This window comes from Rhizobium sp. P38BS-XIX, assembly GCF_012641435.1.
In the GTDB taxonomy this organism is placed as follows: Bacteria; Pseudomonadota; Alphaproteobacteria; order Rhizobiales; family Rhizobiaceae; genus Rhizobium.
The window spans coordinates 239571-252959 of sequence record NZ_JABAIJ010000003.1 but is presented as its reverse complement, the minus strand read 5'-3'; the positions used below and the strand labels follow the sequence as shown (position 1 = coordinate 252959).

The following is a 13389-nucleotide window of genomic DNA, read 5'->3' as shown; positions in this document are numbered from 1 at the left end:
ACTCCTTAGGCGAGGCCAATGGCGGTGATCGCCATATCGATGGCCTTGATGCCGATGAAGGGGACGATAATGCCGCCAAGGCCGTAGATCAGCAGGTTGCGGCTGAGCAGCGCACCAGCGCCGATCGGGCGATAGCGAACACCTTTCAGCGACAGGGGGATCAGGGCGACGATGATCAGCGCGTTGAAGATGATGGCCGAGAGAATGGCGCTCTGCGGGGTTGCAAGGCCCATAATGTTCAGCATCTTCAGCTGCGGATAGAAGGCGATGAACATCGCCGGTATGATGGCGAAATACTTGGCGATATCGTTGGCAATCGAGAAGGTCGTCAGTGCGCCGCGGGTCATCAGCAGCTGCTTGCCGATCTCGACGATCTCGATGAGCTTGGTCGGGTCGCTGTCGAGATCGACCATGTTGCCGGCTTCGCGCGCAGCGACCGTGCCGGTGTTCATGGCCACGCCGACATCGGCCTGTGCAAGTGCCGGCGCGTCATTCGTACCGTCGCCGCACATGGCGACGAGCTTGCCCTTGGACTGCTCTTCGCGCATCAGCGCCAACTTCATTTCCGGGGTCGCCTGGGCAAGGAAGTCGTCGACGCCGGCCTCGGCCGCAATGGCTGCCGCCGTCAACGGGTTGTCGCCCGTGATCATGACCGTCCGGATGCCCATGCGGCGCAATTCTGCGAAGCGCTCGCGGATGCCGCCCTTGATGATGTCCTTGAGATGGATGACGCCGAGCAGGCGGCCATCGCGGGCCACAGCGAGCGGCGTCCCACCGGCCTTGGCAATCTCATCGGCGATCGTCTGCAATTCGCGCAGCGTTTCGCTCGACGTGCGCGACATAACGGCGGTGCTCTCATTGCTGCCGTTGGCAGCGCCCTCGACATAGGCAAGAACAGCATCGACGGCGCCCTTGCGGATCGAGGACCCTTCAAGGTCGACGCCGCTCATGCGGGTCTGCGCTGTGAAGGGCACGAAGGTCGCCTTCAGGCTCGTCATGTCGCGGCCACGGATCGCATATTTTTCCTTGGCAAGCACAACGATCGAGCGTCCCTCAGGTGTTTCGTCGGCGAGGGAAGCAAGCTGGGCAGCGTCGGCAAGATCCTGCTCGCTGATGCCACGGACCGGACGGAACGCGGTCGCCTGACGATTGCCGAGGGTGATCGTGCCGGTCTTGTCCAGAAGCAGCGTGTCGACGTCACCGGCAGCCTCGACGGCACGACCGGACATGGCCAGCACGTTGAAGCGCACCAGGCGGTCCATGCCGGCGATACCGATCGCCGAAAGCAGCGCGCCGATGGTCGTCGGGATCAGCGTCACGAAGAGGGCAACCAGCACCACGGTCTGGATCGAGCCGCCGGCATAGGCGGCAAAGCTTGGGATGGTGACCGTTGCGAGCACGAAGATCAACGTCATCCCGGCAAGCAGGATGTTGAGCGCGATTTCATTCGGCGTCTTCTGGCGCTCGGCACCTTCGACCAGCGCGATCATACGGTCGATAAAGGTTGATCCGGCGGCGGCGGTGATGCGGACGCGGATTTCGTCCGACAGAACCTGTGTGCCACCTGTGACGGCCGAGCGGTCCCCACCCGACTCGCGGATGACAGGTGCCGATTCCCCGGTTATCGCGGCCTCATTGACCGAAGCAACACCTTCGATGACTTCACCGTCCGAAGGGATGATGTCGCCGGCTTCCACCAGCACGACATCGCCGACCTTCAAGCTGGTGCCGGGCACCATCTTGTAGTCGGTCCGGCTGTTGCCGACGAGCAGCTTCGCCTGGGTTTCGGTACGCGACTTGCGCAGCGAATCCGCCTGCGCCTTGCCACGACCTTCGGCGACGGCTTCGGCGAAATTGGCAAACAGCACCGTAAACCACAGCCAGATATTGATCTGTAGAGAAAAGGCGATATTGCCGCCGCCGGTGACGAGGTCGCGCAGGAAGAGAACGGTCGTCAGTGCCGATACGACAGCGACCACGAACATGACGGGGTTCTTGGCGAGGGTGCGCGGGTTCAACTTCTTGAACGATGCGCCGATCGCCGGAACGAGGATGCGAGAATCCAGAATACTCGCTGATTTTAACTGGCTCATAAGAGGCTCCAGCGTGAAGAGGAAAACGTCAGATCGGAACGCTGCCGATCAGCCGATTAGAAAACCGAAGACGACGAGACCGAAAAACAGGGCGCCCATCGCCAGCAAGATGGCATCGGACGCGCAGTTCATTCCGGCCGGGCCACGCCCCCTGTCGAAGGGGCGTGGATCGATGACTTTTCGAAGCTTGGCCAAAAGCGGTTGGCTCATGACATCAGTTCCTTAGAAGGTCTGGCCTGCGATCATCGCGAGATGTTCGACGATCGGTCCGAGCGCGAGCGCCGGGAAGAAGGTCAGACCGCCGACGATCAGGATCGTGCCGACCAAGAGGCCGACGAAGAGCGGACCATCCGTCGGGAAGGTGCCGGCCGAGGCAGGAACCGTCTTCTTGGTGATCAGCGAGCCGGCGATCGCAAGCGCAGGGATGATGACAAGGAAGCGGCCGATCAGCATGACGAGACCGAGCGTGATGTTGTACCAGGGCGTGTTGCCGGACAGACCTCCGAAGGCCGAGCCGTTATTTGCCGCCGCCGAGCTATAGGCATAGAGGATTTCGGAGAAGCCGTGCGGGCCGGCATTGCCAACCGAGGCGACTGCGAAGGGCAACACGGCCGATATCGCGGTGAAGATCAGCATGCCGGCCGGCAGGCAAAGCACGGCAAGCATTGCCATCTTCACTTCCTTGGCCTCAATCTTCTTACCGAGATATTCCGGTGTACGGCCGACCATGAGGCCTGCGACGAAAATGGCGATGATGACGAACATCAGGATGCCGTAGAAGCCGGCGCCGACGCCGCCGACGATGACTTCGCCGAGCTGCAGGTTGATGAGTGGGATCAGACCGCCGAGCGCGGTAAAGCTGTCGAGTGCGCCGTTCACCGCACCGCACGAGGCGGCAGTCGTGATGACGGCGAAGAGCGACGACGCAGCGATGCCGAGACGGACTTCCTTGCCTTCCATATTGCCGCCCTGAATGCCGAGCGCATGGACCAACGGATTACCTGCGGCCTCAGCCCAATAGGTGACGAGCACGCCGGCAAGGAAGAGCACGCCCATTGCGGCGAGGATGGCCCAACCCTGACGCTGACTGCCGACCATGCGGCCGAAGACATTTGTCAGCGCCGCACCGATGGCGAAGATCGCCAGCATCTGCAACAGATTGGAAATAGCATCGGGGTTTTCGAAGGGATGCGCCGAGTTTGCGTTGAAGAAGCCGCCACCGTTTGTGCCGAGCATCTTGATGGCAAGTTGCGAGGCAACCGGGCCGACGGCAATCGTCTGCCGCGCACCTTCGAGCGTCGTCGCGTCCACATAGGGACCAAGTGTCTGCGGCACGCCCAGATAGACGAAGACCAGCGTCAGAACGAAGCAGATCGGCAAAAGCACGTAGAGCGTCGCACGGATCATATCGACCCAGAAATTGCCGATCGCCTTGCCCGAAGCGCGAGCGAAGGCGCGGATCAGCGCAATGGCGATCGCAATGCCGGTCGCGGCGGAGACGAAGTTCTGCACGGTCAGGCCGGCCATCTGCACGAGGTAGGACATCGTGCTTTCGCCACCATAGTTCTGCCAATTGGTATTGGTGACGAAACTGGTTGCCGTGTTGAAGGAGAGTTCCGGACCGACTGCCGTCATGCCGGCCGGATTATACGGCAAGCTGCCTTGCAGACGCTGCAACGCATACAGAACAAGGAAGCCGGCAAGGCTAAACAGCAGCATGGAGACCGAGTAAGTCGTCCAATGCTGCTCTTCGCGCTCGTCTGTGCCGGCCAGACGATAAAGCCCCCGTTCCACAGGACGGAGGACGAAAGAGAGGAAGGTGCGCTCGCCGGTAAAGACGCGGGTCATATAACCGCCGAGTGGTTTGACGAGCAGGAGAAGGATCCCGATGTAGATCAGGATCTGAAGCCATCCGTTGAGGGTCATGGAGGTAACTTTCCCTATCCAGCGCTGTTAGAAGCGCTCGGGGCGAATAAGAGCATAGACCAGATAGACGGTGAGAAAGAGCGTCACGCCGCCACCGAGAATGTAATCGAGAAGCATTGCCGTCTCTCCGACTAGAGGCTGTCGCAGGCCTTGGTATAGGCGACACATAGGAGGAAGAATAAGACGCCGATCCCGACAAGAATAATGTCCATCATCGATCGCGATTCCTTGGTTGTTATTGTTGAATGCAGAAATGATGGAGAGCGCCGTTGCTCAGCGCGTCTCTTTTTTCCTGCCGACCAGGAAGATCACTTGGGGTTATCTTCCACGCGTAATATGCGACCGAACCGCATTAAGGTTCGAGACGGCGGAAAAGCGGAAGATATAAAAATCTTATAAATGCCGAGGGGGGCCAGGTGGGCTTCGAAGGCGCCGCAAATTTTTGTTCGAACTCACTGGCAAGCGAGCATAGGATCGCTGCATCGACGACAATGAAACTATTATCTATCTGATTCTAAATCAAAAATTCTTGCGGCATTCAAACTTCGTAACAACCGCCTGCATCACACCGACGACGAATCCGTGTCGTTTGCTCAATGCCGCGAGACTGCGAGCCATATAGGCGGATATAAGTGAAGTCCTACGCGGTTGGCGCAGCATTCGCCCGATAATCGATTCCGCCACGGAATGATGCCCCTTCTTGGGAAGAGGCTTATGTGGGTTACAGACAAAAAAATTGCCCCGGCTTGCGCGCGGGGCAATCCTTTTAACTAGCAGCCATATCCGTTCAGTGCTGATCCGTTCCCTGGATCGCCGATAGCGCCCAATCCGAACCCGGCTTGCGCACGAAGGTCCAGAGTTCGACGGTTTCCGACGGATTACGGTCGTCACCATCGACGAGCTTACCGGTGTTGCGGTCAACCAAAGCGTCAATGCTGGAATAGCGCATCGCAAGCGTTGCATAGTCGGCATTGTCTTCACGCCAGGCTTCGGCAATATCGCCTTGCAACAGGTGAACGTCCGAAACGCTATTTCGTACGCCATTGGTTGCGTTTTCGCCAAGCTCTTCGGCAAGATACGACATGGCCTCCGGCGTGGTCAGCCGGCGCAGAGTTGCGTAGTCTTCCTTGCCATAAGCCGACTGGATCTCGGTGAGCAGATGCTCGAAGCGATCGAGATCCGCCTGCTGCAGTCCGATTTCGTCGTTTGCCTGCCGAGTTTTATGCGCAGTACCAGCCATGCCGCCGCCGATGGTCGGAATTGAAAACGAAGGGCGCGGCGACGCACCCGCATTGTTCGTCGCGTTCATCTGATTATAAGAGCCGGATGCTCCCGGTGCCGCATAATTCGGCCGCTGGCGGTTTGCGAAGAACCGCATGGCGAAACTGATAAGCAACACGATCAGGCCGATTTGAAGCAGCATGCCGAGGAACCCGGCGCCGCCACCAAAGCCGTGACCAAGCAACATGCCGAGAAGACCGCCGGCGACCAATCCGCCGATCATGGAGCCGCCGAAACCACCGAATAGACCGGGACGCTGCTGCGCGCCGAGCGGCGGTTGCGTGGCGGTTTGCTGCTGGGGCCGCGTTGTCATCGTCCGATCGATCGGTGCAGCCTGGGTCGGCGCGGTCCGCGTGACAGCCGGCGCGTCAAATGTCCGCGTTCCACGGCTGCCGAATCCGCTGGAGCCGGCACGACGTGCATCGGCGACATCGAAGCTCGCCACGACGGATGCGGTCGCGAGAACAACGATGGCTGCGATCTTGGCAAAACGAGGGACTGTTCCGAACATTGGCTCTCCTGTGATTGGTTCGAACCTCATATGGGAATGCCAGGCCAAGATTGTAAGTTGATGCACCCTCGAATGTCAGAACAAGCGTATCGCGCGCTGAATTTGGACCAAATGAGGTGCCAAGGAGTGGACCAACACTGTTTATCCACTGCCCGCTGGCTACACGAGAGCGGAGCAAACACGTCGGAAGATTTCGTCAACGCGAATTGCATCGAAAGCATGCTCATCGAGGCCATGGAGGCAGGCTTGTGAGACCTTTTGCCCCAGTTTATCGCTTCCTAATGGTATAAGAAGTTTTTGATGCAGCTGGTTAAACGCCCGCCTGTCTTCAGCTGACCAGGCAAACGTGATCGTCTCGACGACTCCATCCAGCTTGCGGAAGTCTTCGTTGCAGGCGTAGTCGACATCGCGAACACCCGTTCCAAGCCGCAGACATAAGCCGTGAGCTGCTTGCCGGGCATGCCGGCTACTACGATGAAGGTCCGTATCCGGCATCCGCGCGAGACGTGTCGCAATCGACTCCTGCTCGGAGTCGACGACAAACATGACAGCGACATCCGTCTCCGATTTCGCCGGGTAGGATGCGAAGAATAACGCCGTCTCCAGATTTTCGGTCAGATCAACAAACGGGGACGGAACACCATAGTGCTGCAGCGTCGCATAGATCAGGCATGCGGGAGACAGGCGATCATGTTGATCAATCAATGAGGCCGGCCTCAGAGGATTCAAGGCTGCGCTCGGAGAGGAAAAAAGCGGTCGCTCGTTGACCAGCAGATCAAGAAGCACAACGATGTTTTCAAGTCGTCTGTCAAACTCATTCCATTGGTGTTGCGGGAGCTGTTTGGAAGATTGAAGACGATCCAGGCTCGAGTATGTACTCCCCCAATCCCTGTTCTCACCCCGAAAGAGAAATCGAGAATCTCTATAGTTCTGCCAAATATGCCAGCGCAATGCATCCGGCCCGGACACTGTCGTCATCTTCATCGTGCACCCCCACCCGGAGTACTTTAGATGAAGTTTGCCGCAAAGGCGATGGATGCATTCGGGATTGGCAGGCGCTTAGGCCCCAGGCTCGTTATCGTCGGCGCCTTCCAGCAGGCCATCATAGACTTCCATAAGCGCGTTGGTAATTTCCTGTCCAAGCGCGTTGCCTGCCGCCCGAACATCCTCATCGGTACCGTCGCGTGCGGCTCTTGCAAGCTCGAAACCCTGCGTGCTGACGATCTGCTTTGCGACCTCAATGGCCCAAAGACCGAAATCACCGCGATTGTCGATCTTGATCGCGTCTTCCATTGCCTGTCCTCTTCATTCGTTTCGATCAGCCCGATACACCCAGATGGAGCACGGCCAGCAAGATGGCGGGCAATCAGGAACGCCCCATGCCATTCAGCCCTCGTCGCCAGATATGGGGCGGAATGGCCATCTGTCCATTCACGAAGCACGTGCACGGCAATCGAAACTTGCTTCGAAAGCAGGTGCAGGACACGGATAGAGACACGAAAACGCAAGGCGCGTGCTTGCGGCGAAAAATGTCTCAACCCGTGAAATCGGCGCGCGGCAAGGGTGTCCGAGGCCGCTAAAGCGCTAGAAATTGTGGAAATGCACCATTCTGAGGCCTCAAAGCTTGTCAGCCCTCGTGACAATGACCGCCTGCAATGGAAATGATTCCGCTGTAACCATTGCGGGGAAGCACCATGACCACTACGAATGAAATTGCAGACAAGATTGCCGCCGAGCACAAGCTGACCAAGGCGCAGGGCAAGGCTATCGTTGAAGCCGTATTTGCGTCCATCGTCGGCGCGGCTTCTTCCGGCGCTGAAACCTCCATTCCAGGCTTCGGCAAGTTCAAGGTAAAGGACACGCCGGAACGCGAAGCTCGCAACCCGGGAACGGGCGCGACGATCAAGGTCGCTGCAGCAAAGAAGCTGACCTTCACGCCTGCAAAGGCACTGAAGGATACGCTCAACAAGTAAGATCGCACTTTGAGCCCATCGCGGCTCGATGCGTCAAGCGGCCGGCCTCGACCAACGGGCCGGCCGTTAACATTTGCGGGCGGTCGACGCCCCAGCGCACACTCGCTCAAATCGCAGCGAGACCCACCCACTCAGCGTGATTGAAGATAAGCCCGGAGCGCGGAGGCCTCATCTGTCTGGATCGCGGAAATGCCGGCATCGATGAGACGCCCCCAAACTGCCTGGGGATCCCGCAAGGCGGCGGTATCGGTCAAACCTGCGCAGGAGACGGAGTCCAGCGTATTGACCCATAGCGCGATGCCGGCCTTGCGGAAAAGCGGTGCCCGCTCGATGACCTGTTCCAACCGGTCGAAATAGATTTCGCACAAGGTCGGCTTCAACTGAAGCAGGAGATCCATCTGCGTTTCAGCATCAGCCGCCTCAAGCCGCGTCTTCGCCATGAAAAGAACGGCCTGACGCGCTACGTTGGTGCGGATCCAGTCGAGATCTTCGCTTGTCTTGAGACTGCCCCAGAAATCGACCTGTTGATCGACACCCATGTCGCGAGCGCAGGCGATCACCTCCGGGATCAGATGCCGGTGCTTGACGTCGAGATGGATGAAAATGCGGTTTTTGGTCAGACTGAAGACATCCTTCAGGCTTGGCAGCTTTTCCTCTGTCACAGCATTGCGCTCACCGCCGTCGCGGTCGCGCAGGTTAAGGCTCGATAGCTGCTGAAGGGTCAGTGTTTCCGGCGCCCGATCCAGACCTGTCATCCGCTCAAGCGTATCGTCATGCAGAAGGAAAAGCTCGCCGTCACTGCTGCGGCGAACATCGATCTCGACGACATCGTAACCGGCTGATATGGCCCGCTCGATCGACAGCAGGCTGTTTTCCGGCGCAGCGCGCCAAATACCACGATGAACGACGATAGCGCAGTCGCGCGATGGATCGGCGATGTAGTCGGAATAGTTCATGATACGGCCTTCTGCCTTGGGATAGTCGGGCAACGAATAGCCCGCATCTGATCGCGTGAGGCATGGGGCCTATCATAGGACTTTGTCAGATCTGCAAAGCGCACAGCCTGTGATCGCAGCGTGCAACTCATCCCGAAACGACAATCGCAGCCCTAAGGCTGCGATTGAGATCAGAGATCATGGTCTCTTTTGAATTCCTCGAAGCCACACCTCAGAAATTCCAATCCTCGTCCTCGGTGGCCACGGCCTTGCCGATCACATAGGACGAACCGGAGCCGGAGAAGAAGTCGTGGTTCTCGTCCGCATTCGGCGACAGCGCCGAAAGGATCGCCGGATTGACCTTGCAGGCCTCGGCAGGGAAGAGTGCCTCGTATCCGAGGTTCATCAGCGCCTTGTTGGCGTTGTAGTGCAGGAATTTCTTGACGTCCTCGGTCAGCCCGACGCCGTCATAGAGCGCCTCGGTATACTTCGCTTCGTTGTCATAGAGTTCCAGCAGCAGGTCGAAGGCGAAATCCTTGATCTCCTGCTTGCGCTCTTCCGGCAACCGTTCGATGCCGCGCTGGAACTTGTAGCCGATGTAATAGCCGTGCACCGCCTCGTCGCGAATAATAAGCCGGATCATGTCGGCGGTGTTGGTCAGCTTGGCGCGGCTCGACCAGAACATCGGCAGATAGAAGCCGGAATAGAACAGGAAGCTCTCGAGGAAAACGCTGGCAACCTTCTTCTTCAGCGGATCGCCGGACGCATATTGCTCCATGATCAGCTGCGACTTGCGCTGCAAAAACTCGTTCTCCTCAGACCAGCGATAGGCGTCGTCCACGTCCGGCGTCAGGCAGAGCGTCGAGAAGATCGACGAGTAGGAACGTGCATGCACGGCTTCCATGAAGGAGATGTTCGACAGTACCGCCTCTTCATGCGGAGTCGCGGCATCGGCCATCAACTTGACCGAGCCGACACCGTTCTGGATCGTGTCGAGCAAGGTCAATCCGGTGAAGACGCGGATGGTGAGCTGCTGCTCTTCCGGCTTCAAGGTCGCCCAGGACGGTATGTCGTTCGACAGAGGGACTTTCTCCGGCAGCCAGAAATTGCCGGTCAGGCGATTCCAGACTTCGAGATCCTTGTCGTCTTCGATGCGGTTCCAGTTGATGGCACGGATACGGCTTGCCGGCTTGAATTGCATGTTCACGGGAATGTCCTTTTCAAACCGGGAATCAGAGGGCGCAGGAAACGCAACCCTGCACCTCGGTGCCGGACAGCGCCATCTGGCGAAGGCGGATGTAATAGATGGTCTTGATACCCTTCTTCCAGGCGTAGATCTGTGCCTTGTTGATATCGCGCGTTGTCGCGGTATCGCGGAAGAACAGCGTCAGCGACAGGCCCTGGTCGACATGCTGGGTGGCCGCAGCATAGGTGTCGATGATCTTTTCCGGCCCGATCTCGTAGGCATCCTGATAGTAATCGAGGTTGTCGTTGCTCATGAAAGCAGCCGGATAGTAGACACGACCGATCTTGCCTTCCTTGCGGATTTCGATCTTGGAGACGATCGGATGGATCGAGGACGTCGAGTGGTTGATGTAGGAGATGGAGCCAGTCGGCGGTACGGCTTGCAGGTTCTGGTTATAGAGACCGCCCTTCATCACGGCCTGCTTCAACTCGGCCCAATCCTCCTGCGTCGGGATGGCGATGCCGGCCTTTTCGAAGATCTCGGCCACGCGTTCGGTCGCGGGCAACCATGCCTGATCGGTATATTTGTCGAAATAGTCGCCGGACGCGTATTTCGAGTTCTCGAAGCCCTTGAAGCTCTGTCCGCGTTCGACCGCTAGGAGGTTCGAGGCGCGGATGGCATGATAGGTCACCGTGTAGAAATAGATGTTGGTGAAATCGACCCCTTCCTCCGAGCCGTAGAAAATGCGCTCGCGGGCCAGATAGCCGTGCAGGTTCATCTGGCCGAGACCGATGGCATGGCTGTCGTCATTGCCCTTTTCAATCGAGGGCACAGATGAAATATGGCTCATGTCGGAGACGGCGGTCAGCGCGCGGATGGACATTTCGATCGTCTTGCCAAAATCGGAACTATCCATTGCGGCAGCAATATTCAGCGAGCCAAGATTGCAGGAGATATCCTTGCCCATATGCTTGTAGGAGAGGTCGTCGCTAAATTCGCTGGCCTCACTGACTTGCAGGATTTCCGAGCAGAGATTGCTCATGGTGATACGGCCTGCAACCGGATTGGCACGGTTTACCGTGTCTTCGAACATGATGTAGGGATAACCGCTCTCGAACTGGATCTCGGCGATCACCTGGAAAAATTCGCGCGCCTTGATCTTCTTCTTGCGAATACGGCTGTCGGCGACCATCTCGCGATACTTTTCCGTCACCGAAATCTCGGTAAACGGCACGCCATAGACACGCTCCACGTCATAGGGCGAAAAGAGGTACATATCCTCGTTGTTCTTCGCGAGCTCGAAGGTGATGTCGGGAATGACAACGCCGAGCGACAGCGTCTTGATACGGATCTTTTCGTCGGCATTTTCGCGCTTCGTATCGAGGAAACGCATGATGTCAGGATGATGTGCGTTGAGGTAGACAGCGCCCGCCCCTTGCCGCGCGCCAAGCTGGTTGGCGTAGGAGAAGGAGTCTTCCAGCAGCTTCATGACAGGAATGATGCCGGACGACTGGTTTTCAATATGCTTGATCGGCGCACCGGCCTCGCGGATATTGGTGAGCGAAAGGGCAACGCCGCCACCGCGCTTCGACAGCTGCAGTGCCGAATTAATGGCGCGGCCGATCGATTCCATATTGTCTTCGACACGCAACAGGAAGCAGGACACGAGTTCGCCGCGCTGTTTCTTGCCGGCGTTGAGGAAGGTCGGCGTGGCCGGCTGGAAGCGTCCGGAAATGATCTCGTCCACCAGATCTCGGGCAATCTGTTCGCTGCCCTGCGCCAGCGTCAGCGCGACCATGCAGATGCGGTCTTCATAACGCTCGAGGTAACGCTTTCCGTCGAAGGTTTTCAGCGTGTAGCTGGTGTAATATTTGAACGCGCCGAGGAAGGTCGGGAAGCGGAACTTCTTCGCATAGGCGTGGTCGAAAAGATCACGCACGAAATTGAAGGAATACTGATCCAGAACTTCCTGCTCGTAGTAGCCTTCCGTCACCAGATAATCCAGCTTTTCCCGCAGGTTATGAAAGAAGACCGTATTCTGGTTGACGTGCTGGAGGAAGTACTGCTTGGCCGCCATGCGATCCTTGTCGAGCTGGATTTTTCCATGCTCGTCATAAAGGTTCAACATCGCGTTGAGGGCGTGATAATCCAGGCCCGTTTCCGCGGCCTTTGCCGACCGGTCGTTCGTGGGAGCAGGAAAAGCGCTCTGCGGCTTTTCGCCCGCATCCCGCGACAAAGAAGAGCTTAGCGTGTCCAAAATCGTTCCAATCCGTGTCTGACGTTCGCGACATCTTCATCCGTGCCCAAAAGCTCGAACCGGTAGAGATACGGCACCTGGCATTTGGTGGATATGATGTCGCCGGCGATCCCGAAGGTCGCCCCGAAGTTGCTGTTGCCCGCGGCGATAACGCCGCGGATATTCGAACGGTTACCCGCATCGTTCAGGAAACGGATCACCTGCTTGGGAACGGCACCCTTGCCGCCTTCACCACAATAGGTCGGGACAATGAGAACGTAGGGACGCGCGGCTCTAAGCTCTTCGGCCGCGCTGAGCGGAATGCGAGCAGCCGGCAATGCGAGCTTGGCAACGAAGCGATGGGTGTTCTCCGACTTGCTGGAGAAATAAACGATCTCACCCACCGCCAGGCTCCTCAGGCGAGCGCGCTGATCATGTCAGGGCGAAAACCCGCCCAATGCTGCTCGCCGGCAATGACGACCGGCACCTGGCGATAGCCGAGACCCTGCACCAACTCGTATGCTGCGCTATCCGTCGAAACGTCAACGATGGTGTAGTCAATTCCCTGACGGTCGAGAGCGCGCGTGGTGGCGGTGCACTGAACGCAGGCGGGCTTGCTGTAGACGGTAATGCTCATTGGATATCCTCGTAGTCTGATAGTCGTGCGAAAGGGTTCGGGCACCGGAAGATGCCCGCATCACGGAATGAAATTTGAGACGGATACAGCCAGTGGCCGCCCGTTTAGACGACCGTCATTTGCATAGCCGGTTTTGGATACTCGAATACATGGACTTCACCCCGAAGCAATTCATTGCGGGGTATTTGCAGGAGCAAGAATATGCGGCGGTCATGCCGCACAGATCCTCGCTCGCCAGCCGGACACCCCGCCCGTGGACGTTACGCTCGAGGCAGGTCTCCTGGCTCACGGGTCGCAGCATCCGATCTTGCCTTCCCAAGACACATGTGTCTCAGTGGCTATTTCGAACGAACACTCGCCGCTCACAGTTGCGGGGGCAGCTACGGCTTGGAAAGCATCATGCTCGCCGACCGTATTCCCATCTTAGCCTCCAAATCCTTGCGAATCGAAGGAACCTCGAACACTATATATAGTATATGAGGTTAAAATTGCGTCAACTGGTTCCATGTGGCCATCGCCATTTAGATGTTGATAAGCTGGAGACCGATGGATGCCTTCGCGGAGTAAAAGCCGCTTCCCCTCGAGGTCACGGGCGGCACGGCCGCCGTTAC

At 57.9% G+C, this 13389-nt stretch carries 13 protein-coding genes and 1 riboswitch; of the genes, 1 reads left to right on the top strand and 12 read right to left on the bottom strand.

The annotated features are described in order from the left end of the window. Window positions 1-5: 5 nt before the first annotated feature. The 7 genes from kdpB to HGP17_RS13185 form a co-directional block, all read right to left on the bottom strand. The gene (gene kdpB / locus HGP17_RS13215) at window positions 6-2093 is read right to left on the bottom strand and encodes a potassium-transporting ATPase subunit KdpB (protein WP_168809581.1); all 2088 of its coding nucleotides are present in this window, start codon (window positions 2091-2093) and stop codon (window positions 6-8) included. 48 nt (window positions 2094-2141) lie between these two features. Further along, window positions 2142-2303 carry a hypothetical protein gene (locus HGP17_RS13210; RefSeq protein ID WP_168809579.1) on the bottom strand — a complete coding sequence of 54 codons (162 nt, stop codon included), beginning with the start codon at window positions 2301-2303 and terminating at the stop codon, window positions 2142-2144. Window positions 2304-2315: 12 nt separating this feature from the next. Next, the gene (gene kdpA / locus HGP17_RS13205; RefSeq protein WP_168809577.1) at window positions 2316-4019 is read right to left on the bottom strand and encodes a potassium-transporting ATPase subunit KdpA; all 1704 of its coding nucleotides are present in this window, start codon (window positions 4017-4019) and stop codon (window positions 2316-2318) included. 27 nt (window positions 4020-4046) lie between these two features. Then, window positions 4047-4136: a K(+)-transporting ATPase subunit F gene (kdpF, locus tag HGP17_RS13200; RefSeq protein WP_163985493.1), complete on the bottom strand. Its 90-nt coding sequence runs from the start codon at window positions 4134-4136 to the stop codon at window positions 4047-4049. A 670-nt stretch (window positions 4137-4806) separates the two neighbouring features. Beyond that, window positions 4807-5811 carry a Tim44 domain-containing protein gene (locus HGP17_RS13195; protein ID WP_168809575.1) on the bottom strand — a complete coding sequence of 335 codons (1005 nt, stop codon included), beginning with the start codon at window positions 5809-5811 and terminating at the stop codon, window positions 4807-4809. A 159-nt stretch (window positions 5812-5970) separates the two neighbouring features. Next, entirely contained in the window at window positions 5971-6795 is an 825-nt protein-coding gene (locus HGP17_RS13190) for an FRG domain-containing protein (protein WP_168809573.1), read from the bottom strand. A gap of 75 nt (window positions 6796-6870) precedes the next feature. After that, complete coding sequence (locus HGP17_RS13185) at window positions 6871-7104, bottom strand: hypothetical protein (RefSeq protein WP_168809571.1); 234 nt, start codon at window positions 7102-7104, stop codon at window positions 6871-6873. A gap of 401 nt (window positions 7105-7505) precedes the next feature. On the opposite strand from HGP17_RS13185, the gene HGP17_RS13180 reads away from it, so the two are divergent. Next, a complete protein-coding gene (locus tag HGP17_RS13180; protein WP_168809569.1) occupies window positions 7506-7784 on the top strand; it encodes an HU family DNA-binding protein in 279 nt (92 codons plus the stop codon). A 131-nt stretch (window positions 7785-7915) separates the two neighbouring features. Here the strand turns inward: HGP17_RS13180 and HGP17_RS13175 are convergent, their stop codons facing one another. From HGP17_RS13175 to nrdH, 5 genes are all read right to left on the bottom strand, one after another. Further along, on the bottom strand, window positions 7916-8740 hold the full coding sequence (locus tag HGP17_RS13175) for a glycerophosphodiester phosphodiesterase family protein (RefSeq protein ID WP_168809567.1): 825 nt from the start codon (window positions 8738-8740) through the stop codon (window positions 7916-7918). 211 nt (window positions 8741-8951) lie between these two features. Then, entirely contained in the window at window positions 8952-9926 is a 975-nt protein-coding gene (gene nrdF / locus HGP17_RS13170; protein WP_168809565.1) for a class 1b ribonucleoside-diphosphate reductase subunit beta, read from the bottom strand. Between the two features lie 25 nt (window positions 9927-9951). Continuing rightward, window positions 9952-12057 carry a class 1b ribonucleoside-diphosphate reductase subunit alpha gene (nrdE, locus tag HGP17_RS13165; RefSeq protein ID WP_348648936.1) on the bottom strand — a complete coding sequence of 702 codons (2106 nt, stop codon included), beginning with the start codon at window positions 12055-12057 and terminating at the stop codon, window positions 9952-9954. A gap of 92 nt (window positions 12058-12149) precedes the next feature. Further along, on the bottom strand, window positions 12150-12545 hold the full coding sequence (gene nrdI / locus HGP17_RS13160; RefSeq protein WP_168809561.1) for a class Ib ribonucleoside-diphosphate reductase assembly flavoprotein NrdI: 396 nt from the start codon (window positions 12543-12545) through the stop codon (window positions 12150-12152). Between the two features lie 11 nt (window positions 12546-12556). After that, window positions 12557-12778, bottom strand: a complete 222-nt coding sequence (gene nrdH, locus HGP17_RS13155; RefSeq protein WP_168809559.1) for a glutaredoxin-like protein NrdH — start codon at window positions 12776-12778, stop codon at window positions 12557-12559. Window positions 12779-13030: 252 nt separating this feature from the next. Continuing rightward, window positions 13031-13252: riboswitch (cobalamin riboswitch) on the bottom strand. Window positions 13253-13389: the final 137 nt, after the last annotated feature.

What these genes read in the sequence shown, in the direction of transcription:
- kdpB (WP_168809581.1), bottom strand. Translation starts at nt 2,093, where the DNA reads ATGAGCCAGTTAAAATCAGCGAGTATTCTGGATTCTCGCATCCTCGTT.
- HGP17_RS13210 (WP_168809579.1), bottom strand. Translation starts at nt 2,303, where the DNA reads ATGAGCCAACCGCTTTTGGCCAAGCTTCGAAAAGTCATCGATCCACGC.
- kdpA (WP_168809577.1), bottom strand. Translation starts at nt 4,019, where the DNA reads ATGACCCTCAACGGATGGCTTCAGATCCTGATCTACATCGGGATCCTT.
- kdpF (WP_163985493.1), bottom strand. Translation starts at nt 4,136, where the DNA reads ATGCTTCTCGATTACATTCTCGGTGGCGGCGTGACGCTCTTTCTCACC.
- HGP17_RS13195 (WP_168809575.1), bottom strand. Translation starts at nt 5,811, where the DNA reads ATGTTCGGAACAGTCCCTCGTTTTGCCAAGATCGCAGCCATCGTTGTT.
- HGP17_RS13190 (WP_168809573.1), bottom strand. Translation starts at nt 6,795, where the DNA reads ATGAAGATGACGACAGTGTCCGGGCCGGATGCATTGCGCTGGCATATT.
- HGP17_RS13185 (WP_168809571.1), bottom strand. Translation starts at nt 7,104, where the DNA reads ATGGAAGACGCGATCAAGATCGACAATCGCGGTGATTTCGGTCTTTGG.
- HGP17_RS13180 (WP_168809569.1), top strand. Translation starts at nt 7,506, where the DNA reads ATGACCACTACGAATGAAATTGCAGACAAGATTGCCGCCGAGCACAAG.
- HGP17_RS13175 (WP_168809567.1), bottom strand. Translation starts at nt 8,740, where the DNA reads ATGAACTATTCCGACTACATCGCCGATCCATCGCGCGACTGCGCTATC.
- nrdH (WP_168809559.1), bottom strand. Translation starts at nt 12,778, where the DNA reads ATGAGCATTACCGTCTACAGCAAGCCCGCCTGCGTTCAGTGCACCGCC.